Origin of the sequence: Pseudomonas sp. 22072 (genome assembly GCF_052046095.1) — a bacterium.
Lineage (GTDB): Bacteria > Pseudomonadota > Gammaproteobacteria > Pseudomonadales > Pseudomonadaceae > Aquipseudomonas > Aquipseudomonas paracarnis.
In genome coordinates this window covers 30,962-53,905 of record NZ_JBQEQE010000016.1, presented here as the reverse complement: position 1 = coordinate 53,905, position 22,944 = coordinate 30,962, and the positions used below count along the sequence as shown (strand labels likewise).

Below are 22,944 nucleotides of genomic sequence, written 5' to 3'. Positions count from 1 at the left end.
GATGAATCCGGACAATCTGATCGAAATCCGCGACCTCAGTGTCGAGTTCGTCACCGGCGAGCATCATCACCGCGTGGTCAACCACGTCAGTTTCGACATCAAGCGCGGCGAAACCCTGGCGCTGGTGGGCGAAAGCGGTTCAGGCAAATCGGTCACCGCCCATTCGATCCTGCGCCTGCTGCCCTACCCGTTGGCCAGGCATCCGTCTGGCACTATCGAGTATTCAGGGCAAGACCTGCTGACGCTCAAAGAGAAAACCCTGCGGCATATACGCGGCAACCGCATTGCGATGATCTTCCAGGAGCCGATGACCTCGTTGAACCCGCTGCATTCCATCGAAAAGCAGATCAACGAAGTGCTCGGCCTGCACAAGGGCCTGACCGGCAAGGTCGCCACCCAGCGCACGTTGGAATTGCTGGAGCTGGTGGGTATCCCCGAGCCACACAAACGCCTCAAGGCGTTGCCTCACGAGCTGTCCGGCGGCCAGCGCCAGCGAGTGATGATCGCCATGGCTCTGGCCAACGAGCCGGAGTTGTTGATTGCCGACGAGCCGACCACGGCGCTGGATGTCACCGTGCAGTTGAAGATCCTGGAATTGCTCAAGGAGCTGCAGGCGCGGCTGGGCATGGCGCTGCTGCTGATCAGCCACGACCTCAACCTGGTACGGCGCATCGCCCATCGTGTGTGTGTGATGCAGCAAGGTTGCATCGTTGAACAGGCCGATTGCGAGACACTGTTCCAGTCGCCCCAGCATCCCTACACCCAGGAATTGCTCGCGGCGGAGCCCAGTGGTGGGCCAGCCAACAATGATGTCGGCCCTCCGCTGCTGGAAGTGGACGACCTGAAAGTCTGGTTTCCGATCAAGAAAGGCTTTTTGCGCAATACCGTCGATTACGTCAAGGCTGTGGACGGCATCAACTTCAGCCTGCCCCAGGGCCAAACCCTGGGCATCGTTGGCGAAAGTGGCTCGGGCAAGTCCACCTTGGGCCTGGCAATTTTGCGCCTGATCGGCAGCCAGGGCGGGATTCGCTTCGAAGGCCAGCAACTGGACCGCCTCAGCCAACAGCAGGTGCGCCCGTTGCGCCGGGAAATGCAGGTCGTGTTCCAGGACCCGTTCGGCAGCCTGAGCCCGCGCATGTGCGTCAGCGAGATCGTTGGCGAAGGCCTGCGTATCCACAAGATGGGCACGCCCGCCGAACAGGAAGCGGCGATTATCGCGGCGCTCAAGGAAGTGGGCCTGGACCCCGAATCCCGGCATCGCTACCCCCATGAATTTTCCGGCGGCCAGCGCCAACGCATCGCTATCGCCCGAGCGCTGGTGCTCAAGCCGCGCCTGATCCTGCTGGACGAACCCACCTCGGCCCTGGACCGCACGGTACAGCGCCAGGTGGTAGAGTTGCTGCGTGGTTTGCAGGCCAAGTACAACCTGACCTACCTGTTTATCAGCCATGACCTGGCAGTGGTGAAGGCGCTGAGTCACCAGTTGATGGTGGTCAAGCAAGGCCAGGTGGTGGAGCAAGGCGATGCCCAGGCTATTTTTGCTGACCCGCAACATGCCTATACCCGGCAGTTGCTCAAGGCGGCTTTTTTGGTGCCGGCCTGACGGCACGCGGGTGCAAATGCAGGAGAAATAACGCCATGTCGCTCAGCCCAATCGCCCGTCCCGCAGACACGCCGCGCTTCTGGCGCGACGAACGCCTGCCGTTCATCGAAGCGCGCACCATCGCCGACGGGCGCAAGGTCACTTACACCCGGCACGCCCATGAGCATTTTTCCATCGGTGCGATCACCACCGGCTGCAGCTATTACCACTACGGCGCGCGCACCTTCGAAATCAGCGCCGGCACCGTGGTGCTGATGAACCCAGGCGATGTGCATGCGTGCAACCCCATCCATGACCAGCCCTGGTCCTACCACATGCTGTACCTGGACACGCCGTGGCTGACCGACCTGCAATACCAGCTGGGATTCAGTACCGACCAGGGCTACCGGCCATTCGACACACCCCATACTCGCGACACCGGGCTGTACCACGGCTTGCTTGACCTGTACCGCACGCTAGTGGATGAGCAGGCCGAACTGCTGCAAAAACAGAGTGCGCTAGTGAGTTACTTCACCGAGGTGCAACAGCGCCTGAATCCTTCACTGACGCCGGTACGCGAGGTCAACCACAAACTGGAACGCGCCGCCGACTACATCCGCGCCCACTGCACACAGGCCTTGAAACTCGAAGACATTTGCCAGGCCGCTGAACTGTCGCCGTCTTATCTGATCCGCGCATTCAAGCAGTATTACGGCTTGACGCCCCACGCCTTCATGGTCAACCGCCGCATCCAGTTCGCCCGCAGCCAACTGCGCAATGGCGCACTGATTGCCGACGTCGCCCTGGCCGCGGGCTTTGCCGACCAGGCGCACTTCCAGCGCACCTTCAAACAACACTTCGCGGCCACGCCGGGGCAATACCGCGAGAACCTCAAGCCATCAGCAAATAACCCACACTGGCCACCAGCAACGCGGCCATTGAGCGGTTGAACAGGCGCACACCTTTGGGGTTGTTCAAGTAGCGGCGCAAAAACGTCCCCGCATACGCCCAGCACGCCACCGACAGGTAGCAGATCACCAGGTAAAGCACGGCAAACAACCATACCTGCGCCGCATCGCCATCGGCCACGAACAACCCCATGCCTGCCACACACGCCAGCCAGGCTTTCGGGTTGAGCCACTGCATGATCGCGCCATACAACATCGACGGCGCGGAGTGCGCACCGTCAGCGTCCAGACGGCCATCATCCACCGCCAGCTTCCAAGCCATATACAACAAGAACGCCACGCCGCCCCAGCGGATCAATTGAATCAGGATCGGCCAGCGCACCAATACTTCATGCAACCCCAGGCCGATCAACACCAACAACAAGGTAAAACCCACGGCGGCGCCGAAGACATGTTTCTGGCTGGCGACGAAACCAAAACGTGCGCCAGAACTTAAAGCGACCACATTCACCGGTCCCGGCGTGATGGACGTGGCCAGGGCAAAGGCGGCCATGGAGAGAATCAAGCTCATTGCAGTTCCTTTTGTGATCCCAAACGAGGTTTAGATCACGGTACCGCGCAGGGACACGAGGGTATTGAAGAAAATGCCCCTGGGTACTTCAGAAACGGACGCTGATCTGATTAGTGCCCCCGCGATAAACTGTGGGAGCTGGCTTGCCTGCGATGGCGGCCGTTCAATCGACAGAGATGTCAAATGTGCCGCCCACAGGTAACCACGATGCGAAGCGAGCCGCTCTTGATCTTGATCTGCTTGTGATCTTGATCTCAGGCGCCCCGTTAAACCACGCTGGCCGAACGCAGGCTTGAATTCGTGGGTAACGTGGTGGGGCAAGAGCGTTTTGCTTACTTTTGTCTGGGCCGGCATTCCGGCTTTTCAAAAGTGAGACGCCGTCAGGGCGGAACCCTAAGTAGCCGTTACCGCAGGAATGGATAGGTACTCGGTATTACGGTGTCGACTGTGAGGTCGTCTTCGCAGGCAAGCCAGCTCCCACAGTTGGATCGCGGGGGCGTCAGGTAGATAGCCATCGGCTGGCACGCCGCGATCGCAGCGATACGGCGACCCAACAAGCCAGCTTTCATAGTGGGATCCAGGGCACCTCTCAGCGCTGGGTGGGAATACGAATATCGCCCCCCCGACACTGGCTCTTCACACTGCGCGGGCAACCGGCAAACGCGAGATCCTTGGTCAGGCACACCCGCACTTCCGACAGCACCTTGCCCTTGCAGATCACCGCCATACCGTGGTTGCCCATGCGTGGGTTGCTCTCGCGAAACAGCGCCTCGATCTCGTTGGCCCGCAATGACGGCGGCGTATTGAACGGCTGCAGTTGCTGCGGAATGGCAACCGCACCGAGCGCCACATCGGTCTTCTCCAGATACTCCAACGGCTCCAGCCCACTGCAGGTACCATGCTTGGCCCACTCATGCTTGAGCAGCGTGCGGGTGGGAAACAGCGCCGCGCCCTTGTCCATTTCTGCCGCGCTCAAGCGCGTCTGCGGTGTACAGGACGCCGGCCACCCTCCCCGTGCGTATTGCGGCCACAAACCATGCAGCACAAAGCCGTAGCCTTTACCTGAGCATTGCTCGTTGCCTGAGTGCGTGAGGCAAAACGTGGGTGACCACGAGAGCGATAGCACATAGAAATCAAACTCACCCGCCTGCCCTTGGCTGCGTGGCGCCGCCGTTGCCGCGGTGGCCATCAGCAGCCACATCACCATCCAGTATTTCATCCCGGTATTCCTTTAAAAGAGTAAAGCCTTACGCTATTGCCACGCCTAGGGATGCTGGGAGTAACGGTGTAACACCTTGTCCAAGATGATATCGGTCTTCAGCGCTTCGATGCCCAGCGACGGATGCTCGGCCTCGCCACGAATATGCGCGTTCATGTTCAGGACGTGGTGCCATTGAATATGGGTGTGACACGGCACGTCCAACACCTCGGTGGTCTCGCCTTCAAGACGCAGCGGCTGGTCCTCGAACACCGAAAACTGAATACGACCGCGACTGCCGATCAGTTCGACCCGGTCTTCGCGTCGGTCCGCCACAAAATTCCAGCAGCCCATGCCCAATGCACCGCTGGCAAATGTCCAGCAGGCCGTCACGGCATCTTCTGCCGCGTAGCGCCCAGCCTGTCGCGCCGAAAAGCCTGAGACCTCGACGATGTCCCCGGCCAGGTACTGGAACAGGTCGAACCCATGGCTCGCCAGGTCGGCAAAGTAACCGCCACCGGCAATGGCCGGATCGGTGCGCCAATTGGTGGCGTCGGAGTCTGTTACAGCAGCGGGTTTGCACAAGGTCCAGGTCAGGTGGCGCAACTCACCGATACGGCCTTCCTGCAGCCAGGTGCGCACTTGCTGAAAGCGTGGCAATGAACGCCGGTAGTAGGAGACAAACAGATGCAGCCCGGCGCGCTCGAATGTGCGCTGCATCAACGCGCTCTGTTCAGCATTCAGCGACATCGGCTTTTCGACGCAACAATGTTTACCCGCCGCGGCCACTCTCAGGGCGTACTCAAGGTGACTGTCGGGCGGAGTGGCAATGTAGACCGCATCCACCTCGGGGTCATCGATCAAGGCCTGGGCATCGGTATAGCAACGGGCAATGCCATGGCGCGCCGCATAATCGCGCACCGCCTCGGCACGCCGCCCCATCACGGCGACCAATGCCGAACCTGGCGCTTTATAGAAAGCCGGTCCACTCTTCAATTCAGTGACACTGCCACAGCCGATCATGCCCCAGCGTATGGTCTTCATCTAATGTCCTCGGTCGTATTCGTCAATCGGGCAGTATCCACATACAGGCCCTGGCGCGCCATAACCACTTAGCATGACAATTGCATTACACTTTTATGACATTCATCCGGCGCGGGGGCACACTCGATGAAAATTAGGGCGACCGTCATTTGCGAACATGAGGGGCACATCCTCTTCGTACGCAAGGCCAGATCAAAATGGGCATTGCCCGGCGGGAAAGTAGAAGCGCACGAGCGTCCGGTAGGCGCGGCGGAACGCGAGCTGGAAGAAGAAACCGGTTTAAACGTGGACGGCTTGCTGTACCTGCAGGAGCTCAAGGCCCGCGACACCGTCCACCATGTGTTCGAGGCCTCGGTGATCAATATCGACGAGGCACGGCCGTGCAATGAGATTGTGGATTGCCAGTGGTACGCCTACAGCGCCGTGGACGAGCTGGACACCACAGACGCTACCCGCCACATCGTCAAATCCTTCCTGCGGCGCCTCTGACGCGCTGGACGGCCGTTAACCTACCGCCGCAAACCCACGGCGCCCGGCCTTTATCTCGGTACGCAACTCACCAATCAGGTTGGAGATGGCACGGATGCTGTCCAGGCCTTCGGGTGATACGCGGGTCAGCAGCAAGTCGACACGACCGGACGCAGGCTCGAACACGCTGATGCGCAGCGAGCCGTCACTATTGAGGCAGCACTCACACGCAAGCGGCAGGAAGCCTGAGGCCATGATGCGGTTGAATTCGGTGATGGAAATCATGATCAGCCCCCCGTCCCTGGGTTCTACCCGATTGAGGTGATGCAAGCAGCATAGATAAGGTTTTGCCGGCCGCCGGACAATTAATGCAAAAGTGTTAGCCAGCCCTCACTTTAGTAGGTCGTCACCGGCCATGAACGACAGGCCGAGATTAAATCGCGGGCAAAAAAAATCCCAAGTAGCTGATGGAAACTTGGGATTTAAAAATGCATAAACCGTGGGAGGTGAACGCTCGGCTATAGTAGCGATTGTAAAAACATGTAACAAGATTATTTTAATCCTTTCGTCGGATTGAAAGCGTCGTAAGTCATTCAATAACCACATATTTTTTAAGGTAGAAGGCAGTAGTCGTGCTACTTTTTGGTGCAAGTAACGACAGTAAATCCCTGTATAAAAAATGGTTATTAATCGGGCGTAGCGCTTTCAAGTAACTGTTCACTTAACTGCTTGCATGTTTCTTGAAGGGCCTCACGACTGGAAGCAGTGGCGCCCACCACGGCCTCCAGATGACGACACAGCGTCAGGCGTTCAGCCGCCTCTTCGCGCTGGCGGTCGACCTTGGCGTTGAGTTGAATGAAATAGAACCCCAGCAGCACGGCGATGCCCAGCACACCCACCGCGAGGTAGCGCAAGCCGTTGGACGATGGAGGCTCTGGGGCATTCATGGCCTTATGGCGCCCTGCTCTTTTCATAACGAACGTCATCACCATCGACCGGGCCCACGACGGACCAGCCCAGGCGCTGATAGAACCCATTGGCCCGGATTTCATCACGCCCATCAGTCACCAGGTAGAGCGTGTCGTGGTGCTCAAACAGAGCCGCCTCGGCCACCGCCATCAGTTGACGGCCCAGCCCAAGCTTCTCGTGCGAGGGCAGCACGAACATTGCGAACACTTCACCTTCATCCAGGTCGACCATGGAAAACCCCGCCGCCTGGCCGTCCACTTCCGCGATCCAGCCGCAAGGTGCTGCGCGCAACGTATCGCTCAATACCTGCGGGGTAATCCCCAGGCCAGCCATCTGTTCAAGGCTCAGGTGGTTTTGCACCACCGAGGTGCGAATCGCGCACAGCGTGTCGACGTCATCAGGTGTCGCCGTTCGAATCAGCACTTGCATACCCGCCTCCATCAAGAAGTGCGCAATTGTATGCAAATACTCACATGGGGTTTGTCGTGGATTTGTAAAGGCCCCACGGCTGGTGCGGGCTACGGATTACTTGCGTGCGACCTTGTAGCGCAGGCAATCCTGGTAAAAGCTTTGACGAATCGCCTCGGGCTTGAGCCTTGAGCGGCTGTCATAGGTCTGCTCGGTGATGCCCATGGCCATCATGCGCATCCACGATTTGCTGAACTTGAGGGTCTGGATCTTCTGCCGGGCCGCGTATAGCGAAACGCCGGATAACTTTAGCTCCTGGGCCCTGGCGGCCGTGCCTGCGCCCCAACTGCACATGTACTTGTCACCCTCGCGCAATTCCCTGGCCTGCGCGACAGTCGCGCCGCCGGCCAGGGAGCAGGCAATCAGCATCATTCCCACAGAGCGCATTTGCATCCTCACCTAACCACCTGAAAATAAAAGTGATTTTGGCGAGGATTTTGTTACAAAGGGGCCATTAAATTGCCTTACTGCGCAAAGCGACTCGCGGATGCTTCCTATCAAGGCTTGAGTTCGAACAGCGCCGGCATCGGTGGCCACTGCGAAGGCACTTTACGAAAGCGGCTGAACCCGGCTGCCTCAGCCATCTGGCGGGCACGCTTCTCGCCCATGAACGCCCCCAGCCCTGCCCCACCGTGGGACAGCGAACAGGTCATGCAATAGAGGGTGCTCTGCGGGTACATGACGCGCCCGAACAGGTTCATGTTCTCGTGCAGTTCCTCGGACAGGTTGAGCTCCACCATCAGGTAAATACCGTCTTCGGCCGTGGCGGCGCGCAAATCCTTGAGCATCTGCTGAGGGTCGGTGGCATCGTGGATCACCACAAAGGTGGTCACGAAGTCGAATTGCTGGCCGCGCAACGCATCGGAGTCGTTCACCTCGAATTGCACCCGGTCACCCACACCAGCCGCCTCGGCGTTGGCCCGCGCCAACTCGATGGAAGGCAGGTGGAAGTCGCAGCCGACAATGCGCGCCTCAGGATAGGCCTTGGCCATGGTGATCGCCGCCAGGCCCGCACCACAGCCGAAATCCAGCACACTGCCGCCGGTCTTGAGCTTCTCTTCGACGCCGTCCAGGGATGGAATCCAGTGCTGGACCAGGTAGTGCTTGTACCAGGGCATGGTCATGCGCTCCATGCCTTTCCAGGTTTCCAGCGGGAACGCCTCTTCAGCGCAACCACCACCATGGCGGAAGGCCTCGATGACCTTGGGCGCCATGCTCACGAACGGCACGCTCAGCTGGATAATGCCACCGGCAAAATACGGCGAATCTTCATCGGCCAGCACCGGCACAAACTCGGCGGGCATTTGGTAACGGCGGGTTTGCGCGTCGTAGGTCACATAATTGCCGGTGGCCATGCTGCCCAGCCATTCGCGCAAGTAACGTGCGTTGTAGCCGGTCTTGTGCGCCAACTCTTCCAGGGTCACCGCCTGGCCGTCGGCCAAAGCCTTGAACAAACCGAGCTGGTCGCCGATGTAGAGCATGGCGCCGCGCAGCGTGTTGCCGTAATCCTCCATGATGCGCGCCGAAAATTGCTGGACCTTGGCTTTATCAACTTCCATAACGTTGGACATCTGTCGCTCCTTGATGAATATGCAAATCTGTTAAGGGATCAGTGGCCGGCGAGTTTGGCCAGCACGTTGTCAACGATGCGTTCGGACATGCCCAAGTGAGTACGGGGCTCGAACAGCCGGGCCAGGGCGCCATCATTCATGACAGCAAGCACCCGCGCATCGGCCTCGATTGCCTCGCGGATCGACACGTGATTGCGCTGGCTGGCCTGGGACACTTCGAAGATGATCTGGTAGGCGCTGCTCTTGCCCAGCTTGCGCGCCATTTCGAACACCACCGCTTCGGTGCAGATGGCATCGCCATAGGCCTGGGCGGTGCATTCCATTTTCTGCACATTCACGGTGAGCCCATCGATGGTCTCGGTCAGAATCGAGAGCGCCATCAGTGCATAGTGGGAAACGTCCGCGACCGCGCACCACTCCAACCGCGTACCGCGGTAATCGCGCTCATGCTCAAGAATCATCGCGTCCAGCGCGAGCATGACCTGGGCCTTGGCCAGCCGTGCCAACACCACCACCTGCTCGCAGCCTTCGGGGTTGCGTTTGTGCGGCATGGTGCTGCTGCCGATCTGCTGGTCGCTCCAGCCCACTTCCACTTCAGCGATTTCCCAACGATTGAGCGTACGGATTTCATCGGCTACGCGGGCCAACGAGGCGGTGACCATGGCCAGGGTGCTGACGAACTCCGCAACGCGGTCACGGGACACATGCCAGCCCGTCAGGGGCACTTGCAGCGACAAGCGCTGGGCAAAACGATCCAGCATCGGCATGGCGTCCGGGCCGAACGCCGCCATGGTGCCGACCCCGCCGAACAGTTGCACCACCAGTACACGCTGGCGGGCTTCGGCCAAGCGCTGCCGGTGGCGCAACAGCTCATCGATCCAGCCGGCGACCTTCAGCCCGAAGGTGGTCGGCAAAGCGGGAATCGAGTGGGTCCTGGCGACCATCAGCGAGTCACGGTGCGCATCGGCCAGGGTCGACAACTTGCCCAGCAAAGTCTCCAGGGCCTGATCCATCGCATCAAGCACATCGCGCATCTCCAGGGATTGGGCGGTGTCCTGGATGTCTTGGGTGGTAGCGCCGTAATGCACGTATTCACGGGCACTGGGGCTACAATTTTTTTGCAGGGCGCTCAGCAATGGCATCAGCGAATGCCCAGTGGCAGCCACGCCCTCGGCCAGTTGGCGCACATTGATGCCCGATAGCAACGCGGCCTTTTCGATCTCCAGGGCCGCCTCGCGCGGGATGATGTTGACATCGGCCTGGGCCATGGCCAGCGCAGCTTCCACGTCCAGCCAACGTTGCAGGCGACAATGACTGCAGAAGATCTTGCGGCTCTGCGGGCCGGCATAACCCGAACCGTGGGTTTTCGAATCGAGGATGTGGCTGTGTTCGTGGCGGCATTGCTCGCCGTCATGATCAAAGCCCGGGTGGTCCGAACGTGCGGTGCAAGACGCACGGGCTGTCACTTCCAATGTTTGCGCATCCATCACATACCCTCCGTAGCGTACAGGGACTGACTGGTATTGCCTTGGGTTGCCATCACCGCCTCAGCGCCATCGCCTGAAGCGCGAGGTCTTGCTTTAGTTGCCACCAGATCGACCATCTCGGCCGCCAGCCCTGTGTAGGCTGTCGGGTCAAGCAAGTCGTCGAGCGTTTGCGCGCTGAAACAACCGCGCAGCCGAGGGTCGCCAAGCAGCGCATCGCGAAAGCAAACGCCCGCGTCCTGGCCCTGCAGGGCGATGTCGTGCACCAGATGATGGGCCGTCTGCTTGCCACACCGAGGCGCCAGCGCAAGCATCACGCGCTCCGACAGGATCAGCCCGCCCAGCAAGTCCAGGTTGCTGCGCATGCGCGCTTCACGCACCTGCAGCCCAGCCTGCAGCAAGCCTTCCATACGAGCGAGCAACGCACCGGCGTAAATGAACAGCTCGGGTAAGGCCGCCCATTCGATGCGCCAAGTGGTGCCGTCACGCTCGTGCATCTGGAAAGCGGCGTCGGTCAGCGCAACCATCTGCGCGCGCACCAGCCGCGACAGCGCGCTGATCAGGTCCACCGTCGATGGGTTTTGCTTGTGGGGCATGGTGCTACTTCCCACTTGCCCGGCTCGCCGCCCCTCGCGCACTTCGTCGATCTCGGTGCGCTGCAGGTGGTAGATCTCATTGGCGACACGGCCCAACGTCGCCGACGCCTGCACCAGCAACCACGCGGCTTCCAGGATGCGGTCGCGGGCGCTGTGCCAACTGCTCAACGGTGCCGACAGGCCGAGGCTTTCCAGGGTACGGCGCTGCACTTCCAAACCCTGCGGGCCAAGCCCGGCCAGGGTGCCCACGGCGCCGGTCAGGTTGCCGACCATCACCCGGGCGTAGGCTTCTTCAAAGCGTTCAAGGTGTCGATCAATCTCATCGACCCACACCGCCACCTTGTAGCCAAACGTGGTGGGCAAAGCGTGTTGACCATGGGTCCTGGCGACCATCGGCGTGTGCTTATGGCGCAGGGCGAGCGTGAGCAGATGCCCACGGATCCCGCGCAAACGCTGCACCACCAGGCCCCAGGCATCGCGGATTTGCAGGATCAGCCCGGTGTCGAGGATGTCCTGGGTGGTCACGCCGTAATGCACGTATTCGCCCAGCCCATCGGCGCATAACCCCTGCAATGCGCGCAGGGTCGGCACCAGGATGTGCCCGGTTTCCAGGCCTTCGCGCCCCAACGCGTCGAGGTCCAGCAGTTCCACGCTGGCTACCCGGGCAATCTCCCGGGCGGCCTCGTGGGGGATGAGGCCCATCTGCGCCTGGGTCGCCGCCAGCGCTGTTTCAACATCGAGCCACTTCTGCACCTGATTGGCATCAGAGAAGATCGCAGCAAATTCCGGGGACGAGTAAGCGCCCCCGTGGATACGGGATTCAGTGATATGACTTGGCATGTCGGGTTACTCGGGTTGTCCAGGGAGGGCTACTTCACGCGTTGTACTTCTTCCCAGACTGCATCGTAATAAGCCCGCTCCAGCCGGAAGTGCTCGGCCAAAGACGTCAGGAACGCATTCTGAAACCCGAGGTCCGGAATACGCCGTGAGATCAGCGCCCATTCACGCTTGGCCCGCGGCGGCACCAGGCTGATATGCACTTCGTAGTACTCCGCGTCATCCTGGCTCAAGCCCGCGTTGCGCAGGGCGTTGTACAGCTTGCCGTGGTTGCCCGGCACCACCAGTTCGGTGATGTAGAACACCGCCAGGCCCCAGCCGACATCGGGGTTGCGGAAACAGCGTGCGCGGTTGTTGAGGTAGGCGATTTCCTCGGGCATCGTCGAGAGCGCCTCGAAATCGGCATTCAGGCCCACGGCGGCAAGCAGCTTGGCTAACAGGCGGGGGTGGGAGCGCCGCTCGTCTTCTTCGCCCAACTCGCCGTAGAGATAACGCGCCAGGGCGGCCGCCTCGTCCACATCAGTCAGGTTGACCAGCAGGTCGGCGGCATCCCGGTACAGGCGGTACGTGCGGAACCATTGATGGCGCAAAAACACCTGCAGTTGCTCGCGAGAGGCTTTGCCTTCAAACACATACTGCGACATCGGATGGTTTTCCCGCGACTGCGCGGCAATCTGCTCTTCCAGGCGTTGCTGGAAACCGGCCTCGGACAAGGGTGATGCCAGGTCGGCTGACGGCATGAAACGCTCTTGTACGCTATAGACGGCATTGGCCAGCCAGCGCCGGGTCGAGGCGGTGGCCACGTCATCGCTCAGCGACAGGATGTACAGCAATTGCTGGCACTGCGCTGCATTCGCGGCGTCGCCACGTTGGCCGGTCTCGCACAGGGCGCGCAGCATATTGGCAGCAATTTCGATGCGATTGAACGTCGCGTCCGGCTTCAAGGCTTCCGCCAACAGACGGGCTTCGGCCGTGTGAATATTCTGCAATTGCGGCAGGGAAAAATTACGTGGGCTCATCATGTGCTCCATTATTTTTGTTTTCGGATCGCAGGTCGTTCAGGCAGACAGGCGTTGGGCCTGCATCTGCTGCCACAGGCTGTCGAAGTAGGCTTTGTTGATTTCGAAGTGGCGCTTGAGTGCGCGCATGAACGTGCGCTGAAAGCCCTCCTCGCTGGCGAACTTGGCAATCAGTGCCCACATTTCCTCGGTGTCGATCTCATCCTGGGTGCCATGCAAACGGTGGAATTCGCTGGGCTGCTCTGGAACGTCGAGGCGCTGCAACAGCTCGTAGATGCGCCGATGGTTGACGCAACTGACAGACTCCACCGCATACAGCAGCGCAAGGCCCCAGGCGACATCCGTGTGGCGCACACAGCGAATACGATTATTCAGGTAGGCCTTTTCCAGCGGATGCAGCGCGGGAAAGTCGATGGCCAGCGGAATATCGAAATACTCCATCAGATGGGCGAGCATCGCCGGGTGCGAACGCTCCGGTGTCTCAGCCCCTGCTTCGCCGTACAGGTTGCGGTAAAACACCGAGGCGTCCTCGATGGCTTCGAAGCGAAAGGCCAGTTCGGCCAGCAGGCTGTAGAAGTTGTAGGAACGGGTCCAGTGATGCTCCAGGAAGAAGCGCACATCCTGCACCGGCGGCGTACCTTGGAACAGGTGTACCGACATCGGGTGGTTGACCCGGCTACGTGCGGCGATTTCAGCGTCGACCTGTTGACGGAACTCGTCCACCGGCAACGCGGTGAAGCCCGGCACGTCGGCGGCGAACTCATCTTCGACGCGGTAGACCTCGCTGGCCATCCAGCGCCGGGTCGGCTCGGTGCGCGGGTCACCTGGAATGTGCAATTGCAGCAAGGCTGACTGGTAGTGCGCGTAGGCGCCAGCGTCTCCCGCCAGGCCTTGTCGAGTCAGTGCGAGCAGCGCTTCCAGCGCGCGGGTGACCTGGGTGTAGTTGGCGCCGGGTTCCAAGGCATTCGTCATCAGCCGCGAGGCGGTGGTGAACAGATCGGAATCCGAGCGTTGTTGCAGGGTAGCAGTATCCATTGATAACCCCTGAATCTTGTTTTTGTGGTTGGGCATACTCGGAAAAAAGCCTAAAGGTTCCCGTAGTGGCAAGGTCAACACCTGTAGGAAAATTCTTTCAAGGCTTGGCGATGGGAGGTGATGGCGTCAGGGCGGAGCCCCAATTAGCCGTTACCGCAAGAATGGATATGTACACGATCCAACTGTATCGGCTGTCAGGCCGTCTTCGCAGGCAAGCCAGCTCCCACAGTTAGATCGCGGTGCGTCAGTTAGATCAGCGTCGGCTGTCAGTCCGTCACGGGAGCAAGCTCACTCGCCACAGGTCCAGCGTCGCACCAAAGTTGTGTAGTTACCTATGGTCGTCGCCGGCGAGCCAGCGCCCACAGTTGGATCGGGGTGCCAGGTAGATAGGGTCGGTCATCAGACCAACGCCCTGCGCTCAAGCACAAAGCGCGGCAACTGATCCCCAGGCAGTGCCCTGCTGAAATACCAGCCCTGGATAAACAACTCAGGCCCGTTACTCAAAAAGGCCAATTGCTCAGCCGTCTCGACCCCTTCCACTACCACGCCCAGGTCCAGGGCCTCGCAGAAGCGCAACATACCGGTGAGCACCTGGGCGCCTTTAGGGTCGTGCTGGGCAACCACAAAACTGCGGTCGATCTTGATGAAATCCACAGGAAACTGGTGCAGATAGCTCAACGCAGAAAACCCAGTGCCAAAATCATCCAGATAGACCTTGGCCCCCATGGCTTGCAACTTCTGGATGGTCTGGCGGGTGGCCGGGATGTCGCTGACCAGCGCGTCTTCGGTAATTTCCACTGAAACTTGCCCACGGGCCTGGCCAAGAATTTCCACCAGGCGGTCGCCATAGGCGGCATCCTTTAGTGTGGTGCTGGAAATATTGATGGTCATCGGCAGTTCAAAACCCACCTTCTGCCATTTCTGATACTGGCGCACGGCCTGGGATGCCACCCACACATCCACGTCCGGCATCAGCCTGGCGTGCGCCAGCCATTGCAGGAACTCCCACGGCGAATGCACCGTGCCCTGGCTGTCCCGGGCGCGCATCAGCGCCTCGCACCCGGTGCATAAACCGGTACGGGTGGAGACCTGGGGTTGAAACTCAAGATAGAACTCGTAATCGCTGATCTGCTGGATGCGGTTCAACTCAGCGGCCTGGCGGGCCAATGTCTGGTGGGTGGCCAGCACCGGGTCGAACTCTAGCAGACGGCCTTTTTCCTCAAGGCCGCGAAACGTCATGTCCAAAGATTTGAGATACACCGTGCCGCCATCGCTGGACTGGCGATGAATCGCTCTCACGTAGGGCGCATACACCAGCGTGCCGGCCCCCAGCAGAACGATCTGCAACACCACCGCCGCCACGTCGCCATGGGTGCTGAGGTATGCATTGAGCAGCACCGGGGCGGTAAACGGCACGCTGGCCACCGCCGGCGACACCCAGCCCAGTTGTACCACCATCAACGCCACCATCGCGTTGAACGCCGGTACCAGTAGAAACGGTATAAACAGGCGCGGGTTGAGGATGATCGGCAAACCGAACAACAGCACCTCGCTGACATTGAATAACGACAACGGCAAACTCGCTACCGCCAGCAAGCGCATGGACTGGCTTTTGGAAAACAGCAGGATCGCCAGCAGCAGGCATAAGGTTGCCCCCGAACCACCGATAAACGCAAAACTGCCCAGCAAGCCGTTATTGAGCAAGTACAGCACCGGCTCCCCCGCCGCCAACGCTGCGCCATTGAGCGCCACGGCCTGGTCCAGGGCATCGAATAGCGGCTGCATGGCATACACGCCGTGAATGCCGAAGAACCACAGCAGCGAATTCATCAGTGTCACAAACAACCCGCTGCCGTAAGGCGTCTGCAACGCATCAAGCACCTGCGGACCCTGGATTTGCGCCACATGGGGTATCAACAGCAGCAACGACAACACCGTCACCAACGACAAGGCCGTGAGTGCGCCGGGTATCACCATGTTGATGGTGCCCTTGAGGTTATGGCCGACCAGGTCTTGGTTGACCAGGCGTGTCCAGCGAAAGCGGTGCAGCCAGGCAATGGCAGGCACATTGATCAAGGGCGAAGCAATGGCAATAAACAGCAGGAACGTGGCCGAAGCACGCGGGTAATCACGCAGCACGAAGGTGGCGACCACCACATGGGCCAGGCACAGGAAGGCAACCGGCAGCTGTGGCAGACGGTGTTGAATCGCCAACATATAACCGATGGAGGCCGCGACCAGCAGTGGGATCACCGAACTGATCTGTTTATGCAACCCCGCCAGGAAACTCACCACTTGGGGATCGAACCCCAGCGCCAGGGCACATTCGGACAGAATCAGGAAGCCGGCGGACACCAACAGGCACGGCAGAATCCACAGCAGCCCCTCACGAATCGCACGCAACGACTCCGTGCTGGCCAGGACCGCCAGGCGCTGGGTCAGGAAAAGTTTGAACAGGGTGTGCGCCATGGGCCGTCCTCTGCCTGTCACCGACTGCCGCTGAAGATCAGCGGCCGGAAACACCGCTAACGCTACACGCCCTGATAGCCGAAGCGAAAGCCTTTATCCCCGTCCCAGCCCGGCTTTTTACCAGTGAATGCCTGGCTGCTAGACTAAATCCCTACAGATTTATCGAACTTTCTGACTTGAATCATCCCCTAAGGCTGTCTGAGTCGGTATCATCCGCACGGTTTGTGCGTGTTAAACGATGTTACAACCTGTCTGATAATGGGTACGCACTCAGGGAATCTTGCCTGGAACGACAACAGGCCAAAGGAGAGAACCTCACTATGCAAGACAAGCGCTCAAGTAACATGCGTCCTCTATTCGTCACCATTGTGCTGTGGTTGTGCAGCGTGGTGTTGCTGTTTGTGATCAAGAACGTCATTGAATTGTTTACCGGGCCTGTGGCTGAAACCTGGGTAGACCTGACGCTGGTGCTGATCGCCTATCTGATGTTTTTCTTGCTGGCGCCGTTGCAGAACTGGATGCGACGCAGGTCGCGCAAGCGTGCCCGCCATCACCTCAACGCACGCACGTCCGAGAGCAGCTCTCATCCTTCTCGTTAAGGTGTCTATCTGTGTCGACGCCTAACGATACTTATCAGCTTGCACTGGACAGGTTTCTGCGCGAACAACCGCAGGTCGCTGCCGAGCTGGACAGTCTTAACCCGCTGGTAGCCCAGGCCAGGGGCGAAACCCTGGCGCAGTATCGCGCTGAACGCCTGCATGAGGCTTTCGAGGCACACGCTGAACAGCAACAGCTGTTCGCCTGGGAATTGACCCTCAAGCTGACGGCCGATTCCACCGAAGTCTTCGAAGCCCAGCGCCGTGAAGTGCATAAAGAAGTCGCACAGATGGCGGGCATGGACTGGCTGGAGTACTGCCAGTTGCACGGCTTGGCCGTTTGACCTCTTCCCTACAAGCGCCAGCGTGGCCGGTTGCGCCCCATGACTTGGCGCAACTCGGCGACCGTTATGCTTCGGTGCTGCGGGTCCACCGCGAGCGCAGCCTGTAACGCCGCCCAGCAATGCCTGGGCAACTGCGCAGGCCGGGACAACCGGTCCATTGCGCAACGTTCGCCAACGCGCTTGCCATGGGCCAGTTCGTATAGGATGCAGGCCACGCCGTACAAGTCGGCGGCCGCGGTCAACGCCCCGCCGGCCAACAGTTCCGGGGCTGCGTAGGCAGGTGTCCAGGCATTGAAACGACTGCGGCTGACACTCGGCAAACCCACCCCAGCCTGCCCGGCGGCATGGCCCAGCCCAAAGTCGAACAAGCGCACGCCCTCCTCGCCCACCATGACATTGGATGGTTTGACGTCACCGTGCAGCACGTTTTGCTGGTGGGTGTAGACCAAGGCATCCAGCAACTGCACGGCGATGGGTTGCAGTTCGCGCCAGGGCAACCCATAAGGGCATTCCAGCAGCAGACGGTCCAGGGTCAGCCCCTGCAACAACTCCATGGTGAAGAACGCGACCTGGCTGTGTGTGTCGACTTCGAACGAGAACGTCCGTACCACGCGGTCGTGCCGAAGGCTGCGGGTCAACGCAAACTCGTTGTACAACAACACATGCGCATCGGGACATTGGGAAATGGATTCGTCCACCAGCTTGAGCGCCACGTTCGAACAGCGCTCGCCTAATTGCTCGTGCAGCAGGTCGCGCGCACGGTACACAACGCCCATACCCCCTCTGCCCAAGACATGCTCAAGGTGATAACGCCCAACCAGCAGACGCAAGGCTTGTGGCGACGCGCTCAAGGCTGCACGACAACCGCGGTCAGGTCATCATGTACCGGCCTGCGCAACGCCCCTGCAAATAGCCGTTCCACTGCCTGCTGGGGCGTTTGCATACTCAACGCTCGTCCCAGGTCCACATGGCTGAGGGCCTGATACAAACCATCACTGCATAATAAAAATACATCCCCTGGGCGGGTACTGAGTTCCAATGCCTCAAGGTGCAACCGCGAACCCGCGCCCACGGCTCGGGTCAAGGCCCTGGCATCGGGGTAGGCCTGGGCTTGCGCGGCACTGAGGTGACGCTCGTCCATGAGCCGCTGCAGCAACGAATGGTCCTTCGACAATTGGTAGAGACTCTGCCCGCGCCATAGATAGCAGCGACTGTCTCCCGCCCAGAGACAAGCCGCCCGGCCTTTCTCCAGCAGCAGTGCAACTACGGTACTGCCCATCGTCGCGTCAGCAGGTGCGCCAGGTTCTGTCCATGCACGCCTCAACCCTTGGTTGACGCCCTGCAAACAACTGCGAACGGCCTGGATACGCTGATCGAGGTTGCCCTGAGCCGACACGGCTGCCAACTGCCTGATTACCCATCGGCTGGCGACATCCCCGTTGCGATACCCGCCCATGCCGTCCGCAACCGCCCAGCAGCTGCGGCGCGGGTCGTCCAGGAATGCATCCTCGTTGCGCAGCCGCGCCTGCCCCTGCTGTGTACGACCAGCGCTGCGCCAGGGGGCTGCCATCTTCACAGTTGCTCCGGCAAGCGAAAGGTGCGCCACGTATCCACATCAAACGGGACAGGCGTGCGTTGGCTGGTCAGCAGGTAATTGACGCGCAGGCCGGCGAGGTCTGCCTTGAAAACCTGAGCATTTTGCCCACTGGCGGGTTCTCTCTGCAGCTGGTCCAGAAACCGGAACAGTGACCAAGCCCCTGTGTTCTTCTCGATTCCCAAGGGTCGCTGCTCGGTGCCTTTCTCCAGGACGAGACTGCTGCGCCCATTGTCTGCATCGGTGGGCCAACGGAACGCCACGGGCACGATGGGACCGTGGCGATATTCCAATTGCTGGTCACCCACGCGCAGAATCGCACGACTGATCGATGGGTCCAGGCTGTAGGGCGCCACGGTAAACCGCACAGATAACTCCTCCGTGTCCTCGGTAAAAAAACCGCGGCGTATGGCCTGGGTTTTTGTCAATTGCTCCAACAGCGAACGCGAAACCGGCAAGCTCTGGCCATCCAGCCCACGCAATCGGTAGCGAGTGCCGTCGACACTGATGAAAGGCCGCAGGTAGTTCTCATAAAAGCGCGCCATCACCCCTCGTGGCTTGAAGAACTCCTGAAAATCATGAAGGGCTACGTCATTGCTCGCGTTGGCATGGAACGGGTAACGTCGTCCAATTGCCTTGGCGTAAGGGCTACGCACATCGCTCTGATAGCGTTGGTTGACGTGCACATAGGCCTGCTCCAGCAAATGCCGCCAACTCTCGTCGGCCAGGCCCTCAAGCCAGCCGGCAACGGGTAGCGGCAGACGCGCAGCGGCATCACGCAGGCTACCCAGCACATCCTGCTGCCCCTCCATACGCTGCCGGGCACGCAGGAAGGCTGCCTGCTCGGGTGCGCTGTCACGGTTCAATGCCGTCAGTTGCAAGTGCAGTTCATCCAACTGACGCAAAGCCTGGGTCAGCTCTGCTCCGGGGTTGTTCTGCTCATCCAGCAATTGATGCAAAGGCTCGAATTTTTGTTGCAGCGCCCGCCGCGCAGCATCAGTCCCAGCCACCAGCGCCGCCTTGGCCACGTCTGCGGGATGTTGCACTGCTTTATCGAGCAGCTCATGACCTGGCAGCAAACGCGTGTTTTCACGCAACTGTTGCAACAACCGAATCAAAGGGGACTGGGCCGAAGTCAGGCTCATGAGCTGCTCGGCGTCCTGGCGTAGGCTGTCGGTCTCTTGCAGCGTGATACGGCCGAGAACATCGCTCCAGGCATCGGCATATTCACTGAAATAGCGCTGCTGCAATTGCGCCATCAGCCGACTCAAATCTTGATGGCCCAGATCGGTACCCTCACCGAGCACCCAGTTATCCCGGGCAATGGTGTCAACCAACCGTGGACCCTGCGTCTCAAAGTACTGCAGATACCTTTTGGTATAGAAACCCGGTACGGAGGGGGCGATACCAGCGAATACATTGCCCTCGGCCAGGCGCAAGGGTTCCAGATCGCGGGCTTGTTCGCGCAGTACCCGATACACCACGTCGGCCAATGACTCGCCCCTCAGTGCTTCGCGAGCCTGAGCCACCCGTTCCTCGTTGAGCGGCCCGACAAACGGACGCTCAAGCAGCCGCGCAAAGTGATCATTCAGGCGCTTTTGTGTCGACATGTCCCCGGCAAAACGCTCCGACCAGAGGCTCGCCATATGTTGTGCCAGCCAAGCAGTCTCACGGCGCTCGCGCAAGTTGAGCATCAAATACGCGCGCAGATTGTCCAATAGCCGGTCCCGATCTCCCAGGCTGGCATATACCTGCTCGTCCAGTTGGGCGGTTATCCAACGCAGCAATTGCTGGTGCAGTGCCTGCTCATAGGCGTGTTCGACACTGGGCCGACTCAGCTCGCCCTGATACAGCCCAACGTGCTCGACCAGGCGCACATCTGCCGACCTGGGAAAAACCCGGGTCGCCGCCAGCCGCGCATCCAACAGCGCCAACAGCGCCGTGCTGTCATCGCTGGCTTGCGAGCCAAGCGGCGGGAGAGCTACCAGTGCCGCCAACTGCGCCAGTCGTTGATGGTTGACGGCATAACTGTGCCACCACAGCCCGCCGACACCGCCAATAACCAAGGCTACGGCCATCGCTTGCAACCCCTGGCGCCAACGGATTCGCTGTCGTTCCTCGGCCTGCAAGCCAGCGAGGTCGGCTTCGGCAAAGATTGCCTGGCTGAACAGGCCCTGCACAAATCGCGGGTGCCGGCCATCGGCGCAGGTCAGGAAAATCCCTCGCAGACCATTGATGGGTTGGTAGCGATGAGAGGAAAACGCCATTTCAGCGAACAGATTCACGCGTTCACCTATTCGTGCCACCTGCTGGGGGAATCCCAGCATCAGCCCCCGGCGCTCGACATTGCGCTCCTGGTGCAATCGCCCGATCAGCTCACTATTCAAGCGCTGTAACAATCGCTCGACCGCCCGGCGAACCTGCGTAGTGTCAGTATCCTCGACATGGGCGTCCAAGTGCTGCCCAAGCAAGCTGTCAGCACTCTCTGCGTGGGGCAGGTCGAAGAACTCAGCGAATCCCGACAACCGATCGGCCTGGGTCAAAACCAGGTAGATCGGCACATCCACATGCAACGTCTGCTGAATCTCCTGCAAACGTGAGTGCACACGGCGTGCGTGATGATCCAGGTCGTACTCGTTGATGCTCAACAACGTGTCGACCGACAGCGTCACCACTACACCATTCAGCGGACGCACTCGGCGCCGCCATCTGAGCAGATTGAGCAGGGTTGCCCAACCTGCGGCATCCACTGAGCTGTCAGGCTGGGTAAGGTAGCGCCCCGGCGTGTCGACGAGTATGCCTGCGGCGGCAAAGTACCATTCACAATGAGTGCTACTGCCCATTGGTCGCCCTTGGGCAGGGTCGAGCGCCAACGGCAAGCCGGCGGCAGCCAGTAACTGCGTTTTGCCACTGCCCGGCTCGCCGATCAACAGGTACCACGGCAGATCATGGCGCCACCGTGCGTTATGCACGCCATAATGGCTGGATGTTTTCAGCAGATGCACAGCGTTTTTGAATCGAACGCTTACCTGACGGCGCTCATCCTCGACCCACTTCAACGGCTGCTCACGCGGGGGCCTTTGGCGCCTGGTAGCACTACCAGTATCCGTAAGCGCTATCACCAGCCCCCACAGTAAAAACACGATGCTGATGGTAAGCAGGCGAGCAGTCGTCCCCTGCCAGATACGATAGTCATCCACTGCCAACAGCGGCCCTAAAAACCACACGAGTGCCGCACAGGAAAGCGCCAGCAGAAGGCTCCAAACCCAAACCCTGCCCAGCACGGCGCCCATCCTCTTGAAGAATGCGCTCATTCATTGCTCCAGCGTTTACAAGGGCGTACGAATCAGGTCCGACGCCGAGAATTGAAGGGGTTGCAGTGCATTCGATCGTTCCTTGCTCAGTACCCAGGCAAATCCTGTATACAGAGCCAACAAACAGCTCAGGGTGAATGCCACACACCAGGTGACGGGAATGACACGGATCCGCTTGTGCGGGTCCTTCCCCTGTATGGCAGGCAGTAGCGGCGCCTTCAGCGGTTCCCCACGTACATGCCTGATCTGGCGATACAAGGCATCACGAACAGCCTCAAGTTGTGACGCGCCCCGCTCCATGACCCGGTATTTGCCCTCGAACCCCAAAGATAGACACAGGTACAAAAGCTCCAGCATCGCCAGGTGCTTGAGGGGGTCGCGCGACAGCCGCTCCAGCAGTTGGAAAACTTTTTCGCCCCCGAAGGTTTCGTTATGAAAGCGGCTCAACAGGCTCTTTTTCGACCACTCGCTCTGCGCCCCCCACGGAGTTATCAAGACCGCCTCGTCAATCACACTGCACAACACATAACGCGCCGATATTATCTGGCTGCTTTCCACGCCGCCCTGCAAAGCGTGGGTTTCAAATTGATTGACAGCCAACGACAACCGCTCGTTGAGCGTGTCCCAACTTTCACGGCCAGAGCAGCGCCTGAGCCCTACAACCTCGGACAATACCGCCCAGGCTGCGTCGACTATAGGGTTGAGCCCAACCTGGAAGCTTTGCGTATCGAGCCTGAGGCCGGCGTAGATCATCCGATCTTCCAACTGCTCATAACGCGGCGGCGACGGGAAGTCCGTTAATGGTCCTTGGGCAGGCCCATGACTTTCCCGGTCAAGCAAGACGGTTTTTTCATCTTGAGTGCATTCACTTTCCATG

At 59.9% G+C, this 22,944-nt stretch carries 22 protein-coding genes; 5 read left to right on the top strand and 17 right to left on the bottom strand.

The features are described from left to right. Position 1: 1 nt before the first annotated feature. Both ACTJLA_RS17445 and ACTJLA_RS17440 read left to right on the top strand, forming a co-directional pair. Positions 2–1,603: an ABC transporter ATP-binding protein gene (locus tag ACTJLA_RS17445; protein ID WP_014718252.1), complete on the top strand. Its 1,602-nt coding sequence runs from the start codon at positions 2–4 to the stop codon at positions 1,601–1,603. A 35-nt stretch (positions 1,604–1,638) separates the two neighbouring features. Beyond that, complete coding sequence (locus ACTJLA_RS17440; protein ID WP_054920849.1) at positions 1,639–2,532, top strand: AraC family transcriptional regulator; 894 nt, start codon at positions 1,639–1,641, stop codon at positions 2,530–2,532. On the opposite strand, the gene ACTJLA_RS17435 is transcribed toward ACTJLA_RS17440, so the two are convergent. The 3 genes from ACTJLA_RS17435 to ACTJLA_RS17425 all read right to left on the bottom strand — a co-directional run bounded on the left by ACTJLA_RS17435 (position 2,474) and on the right by ACTJLA_RS17425 (position 5,303). Beyond that, positions 2,474–3,061, bottom strand: coding sequence for a LysE family translocator (locus tag ACTJLA_RS17435; RefSeq protein WP_054920851.1), 588 nt, complete (start codon positions 3,059–3,061; stop codon positions 2,474–2,476). The genes ACTJLA_RS17440 and ACTJLA_RS17435 overlap by 59 nt on opposite strands. Positions 3,062–3,650: 589 nt before the next feature. After that, on the bottom strand, positions 3,651–4,280 hold the full coding sequence (locus tag ACTJLA_RS17430; RefSeq protein WP_054920856.1) for a ribonuclease T2 family protein: 630 nt from the start codon (positions 4,278–4,280) through the stop codon (positions 3,651–3,653). A 45-nt stretch (positions 4,281–4,325) separates the two neighbouring features. Then, complete coding sequence (locus tag ACTJLA_RS17425) at positions 4,326–5,303, bottom strand: Gfo/Idh/MocA family protein (protein WP_054920858.1); 978 nt, start codon at positions 5,301–5,303, stop codon at positions 4,326–4,328. A 126-nt stretch (positions 5,304–5,429) separates the two neighbouring features. Between ACTJLA_RS17425 and ACTJLA_RS17420 the strand changes: the two genes are divergently transcribed. Then, complete coding sequence (locus ACTJLA_RS17420; RefSeq protein ID WP_054920861.1) at positions 5,430–5,792, top strand: NUDIX hydrolase; 363 nt, start codon at positions 5,430–5,432, stop codon at positions 5,790–5,792. 15 nt (positions 5,793–5,807) lie between these two features. Here ACTJLA_RS17420 and ACTJLA_RS17415 read toward each other — a convergent pair whose 3' ends face one another. From ACTJLA_RS17415 to ACTJLA_RS17370, 10 genes are all read right to left on the bottom strand, one after another. After that, positions 5,808–6,056, bottom strand: coding sequence for a DUF1652 domain-containing protein (locus ACTJLA_RS17415; protein WP_003191753.1), 249 nt, complete (start codon positions 6,054–6,056; stop codon positions 5,808–5,810). A 401-nt stretch (positions 6,057–6,457) separates the two neighbouring features. Then, the gene (locus ACTJLA_RS17410) at positions 6,458–6,718 is read right to left on the bottom strand and encodes a hypothetical protein (protein ID WP_032900704.1); all 261 of its coding nucleotides are present in this window, start codon (positions 6,716–6,718) and stop codon (positions 6,458–6,460) included. Between the two features lie 4 nt (positions 6,719–6,722). Next, on the bottom strand, positions 6,723–7,169 hold the full coding sequence (locus tag ACTJLA_RS17405) for a GNAT family N-acetyltransferase (protein WP_034126087.1): 447 nt from the start codon (positions 7,167–7,169) through the stop codon (positions 6,723–6,725). Positions 7,170–7,265: 96 nt separating this feature from the next. Beyond that, positions 7,266–7,595, bottom strand: a complete 330-nt coding sequence (locus ACTJLA_RS17400; RefSeq protein WP_003191756.1) for a hypothetical protein — start codon at positions 7,593–7,595, stop codon at positions 7,266–7,268. 110 nt (positions 7,596–7,705) lie between these two features. Further along, entirely contained in the window at positions 7,706–8,779 is a 1,074-nt protein-coding gene (locus tag ACTJLA_RS17395) for a class I SAM-dependent methyltransferase (protein ID WP_054920863.1), read from the bottom strand. A gap of 38 nt (positions 8,780–8,817) precedes the next feature. Beyond that, positions 8,818–10,266 (bottom strand): class-II fumarase/aspartase family protein, encoded by a 1,449-nt coding sequence (locus ACTJLA_RS17390; protein ID WP_054897490.1) that lies wholly within the window; start codon positions 10,264–10,266, stop codon positions 8,818–8,820. Continuing rightward, positions 10,266–11,699: an adenylosuccinate lyase gene (gene purB / locus ACTJLA_RS17385; protein WP_440841691.1), complete on the bottom strand. Its 1,434-nt coding sequence runs from the start codon at positions 11,697–11,699 to the stop codon at positions 10,266–10,268. Before purB ends, ACTJLA_RS17390 begins: the two co-directional genes overlap by 1 nt. A 29-nt stretch (positions 11,700–11,728) precedes the next feature. Further along, entirely contained in the window at positions 11,729–12,715 is a 987-nt protein-coding gene (locus tag ACTJLA_RS17380; RefSeq protein WP_060764836.1) for an HOASN domain-containing protein, read from the bottom strand. Between the two features lie 39 nt (positions 12,716–12,754). Beyond that, positions 12,755–13,750, bottom strand: a complete 996-nt coding sequence (locus ACTJLA_RS17375; RefSeq protein WP_072448390.1) for an HOASN domain-containing protein — start codon at positions 13,748–13,750, stop codon at positions 12,755–12,757. A gap of 399 nt (positions 13,751–14,149) precedes the next feature. After that, complete coding sequence (locus ACTJLA_RS17370) at positions 14,150–16,219, bottom strand: EAL domain-containing protein (protein WP_057974849.1); 2,070 nt, start codon at positions 16,217–16,219, stop codon at positions 14,150–14,152. Positions 16,220–16,563: 344 nt separating this feature from the next. Here ACTJLA_RS17370 and ACTJLA_RS17365 point away from each other — a divergent pair, with 344 nt between their 5' ends. Both ACTJLA_RS17365 and ACTJLA_RS17360 read left to right on the top strand, forming a co-directional pair. Continuing rightward, positions 16,564–16,818 (top strand): hypothetical protein, encoded by a 255-nt coding sequence (locus tag ACTJLA_RS17365; RefSeq protein ID WP_236280173.1) that lies wholly within the window; start codon positions 16,564–16,566, stop codon positions 16,816–16,818. 11 nt (positions 16,819–16,829) lie between these two features. Further along, positions 16,830–17,159 (top strand): DUF6388 family protein, encoded by a 330-nt coding sequence (locus ACTJLA_RS17360; protein WP_054898536.1) that lies wholly within the window; start codon positions 16,830–16,832, stop codon positions 17,157–17,159. 8 nt (positions 17,160–17,167) lie between these two features. On the opposite strand, the gene ACTJLA_RS17355 is transcribed toward ACTJLA_RS17360, so the two are convergent. From ACTJLA_RS17355 to icmH, 4 genes are read right to left on the bottom strand one after another with little or no spacing between them, the layout of a single operon-like run. After that, entirely contained in the window at positions 17,168–18,010 is an 843-nt protein-coding gene (locus ACTJLA_RS17355; protein WP_072448386.1) for a serine/threonine-protein kinase, read from the bottom strand. Further along, positions 18,007–18,729 (bottom strand): PP2C family protein-serine/threonine phosphatase, encoded by a 723-nt coding sequence (locus ACTJLA_RS17350; protein WP_057974850.1) that lies wholly within the window; start codon positions 18,727–18,729, stop codon positions 18,007–18,009. The genes ACTJLA_RS17355 and ACTJLA_RS17350 overlap by 4 nt, the downstream gene beginning before the upstream one ends. Before the next feature lie 2 nt (positions 18,730–18,731). Continuing rightward, positions 18,732–22,067 carry a type VI secretion system membrane subunit TssM gene (gene tssM / locus ACTJLA_RS17345; protein WP_072448384.1) on the bottom strand — a complete coding sequence of 1,112 codons (3,336 nt, stop codon included), beginning with the start codon at positions 22,065–22,067 and terminating at the stop codon, positions 18,732–18,734. Between the two features lie 15 nt (positions 22,068–22,082). Then, on the bottom strand, positions 22,083–22,943 hold the full coding sequence (gene icmH / locus ACTJLA_RS17340; RefSeq protein ID WP_054898533.1) for a type IVB secretion system protein IcmH/DotU: 861 nt from the start codon (positions 22,941–22,943) through the stop codon (positions 22,083–22,085). Position 22,944 lies beyond the last annotated feature (1 nt).

Bases quoted from the DNA above. Each gene is read 5' to 3' on its own strand.
- ACTJLA_RS17445 (WP_014718252.1), top strand. From the start codon at position 2: ATGAATCCGGACAATCTGATCGAAATCCGCGACCTCAGTGTCGAGTTC.
- ACTJLA_RS17440 (WP_054920849.1), top strand. From the start codon at position 1,639: ATGTCGCTCAGCCCAATCGCCCGTCCCGCAGACACGCCGCGCTTCTGG.
- ACTJLA_RS17435 (WP_054920851.1), bottom strand. From the start codon at position 3,061: ATGAGCTTGATTCTCTCCATGGCCGCCTTTGCCCTGGCCACGTCCATC.
- ACTJLA_RS17430 (WP_054920856.1), bottom strand. From the start codon at position 4,280: ATGAAATACTGGATGGTGATGTGGCTGCTGATGGCCACCGCGGCAACG.
- ACTJLA_RS17425 (WP_054920858.1), bottom strand. From the start codon at position 5,303: ATGAAGACCATACGCTGGGGCATGATCGGCTGTGGCAGTGTCACTGAA.
- ACTJLA_RS17420 (WP_054920861.1), top strand. From the start codon at position 5,430: ATGAAAATTAGGGCGACCGTCATTTGCGAACATGAGGGGCACATCCTC.
- ACTJLA_RS17415 (WP_003191753.1), bottom strand. From the start codon at position 6,056: ATGATTTCCATCACCGAATTCAACCGCATCATGGCCTCAGGCTTCCTG.
- ACTJLA_RS17410 (WP_032900704.1), bottom strand. From the start codon at position 6,718: ATGAATGCCCCAGAGCCTCCATCGTCCAACGGCTTGCGCTACCTCGCG.
- ACTJLA_RS17405 (WP_034126087.1), bottom strand. From the start codon at position 7,169: ATGCAAGTGCTGATTCGAACGGCGACACCTGATGACGTCGACACGCTG.
- ACTJLA_RS17400 (WP_003191756.1), bottom strand. From the start codon at position 7,595: ATGCGCTCTGTGGGAATGATGCTGATTGCCTGCTCCCTGGCCGGCGGC.
- ACTJLA_RS17395 (WP_054920863.1), bottom strand. From the start codon at position 8,779: ATGTCCAACGTTATGGAAGTTGATAAAGCCAAGGTCCAGCAATTTTCG.
- ACTJLA_RS17390 (WP_054897490.1), bottom strand. From the start codon at position 10,266: ATGGATGCGCAAACATTGGAAGTGACAGCCCGTGCGTCTTGCACCGCA.
- purB (WP_440841691.1), bottom strand. From the start codon at position 11,699: ATGCCAAGTCATATCACTGAATCCCGTATCCACGGGGGCGCTTACTCG.
- ACTJLA_RS17380 (WP_060764836.1), bottom strand. From the start codon at position 12,715: ATGAGCCCACGTAATTTTTCCCTGCCGCAATTGCAGAATATTCACACG.
- ACTJLA_RS17375 (WP_072448390.1), bottom strand. From the start codon at position 13,750: ATGGATACTGCTACCCTGCAACAACGCTCGGATTCCGATCTGTTCACC.
- ACTJLA_RS17370 (WP_057974849.1), bottom strand. From the start codon at position 16,219: ATGGCGCACACCCTGTTCAAACTTTTCCTGACCCAGCGCCTGGCGGTC.
- ACTJLA_RS17365 (WP_236280173.1), top strand. From the start codon at position 16,564: ATGCGTCCTCTATTCGTCACCATTGTGCTGTGGTTGTGCAGCGTGGTG.
- ACTJLA_RS17350 (WP_057974850.1), bottom strand. From the start codon at position 18,729: ATGGCAGCCCCCTGGCGCAGCGCTGGTCGTACACAGCAGGGGCAGGCG.
- tssM (WP_072448384.1), bottom strand. From the start codon at position 22,067: ATGAGCGCATTCTTCAAGAGGATGGGCGCCGTGCTGGGCAGGGTTTGG.
- icmH (WP_054898533.1), bottom strand. From the start codon at position 22,943: ATGGAAAGTGAATGCACTCAAGATGAAAAAACCGTCTTGCTTGACCGG.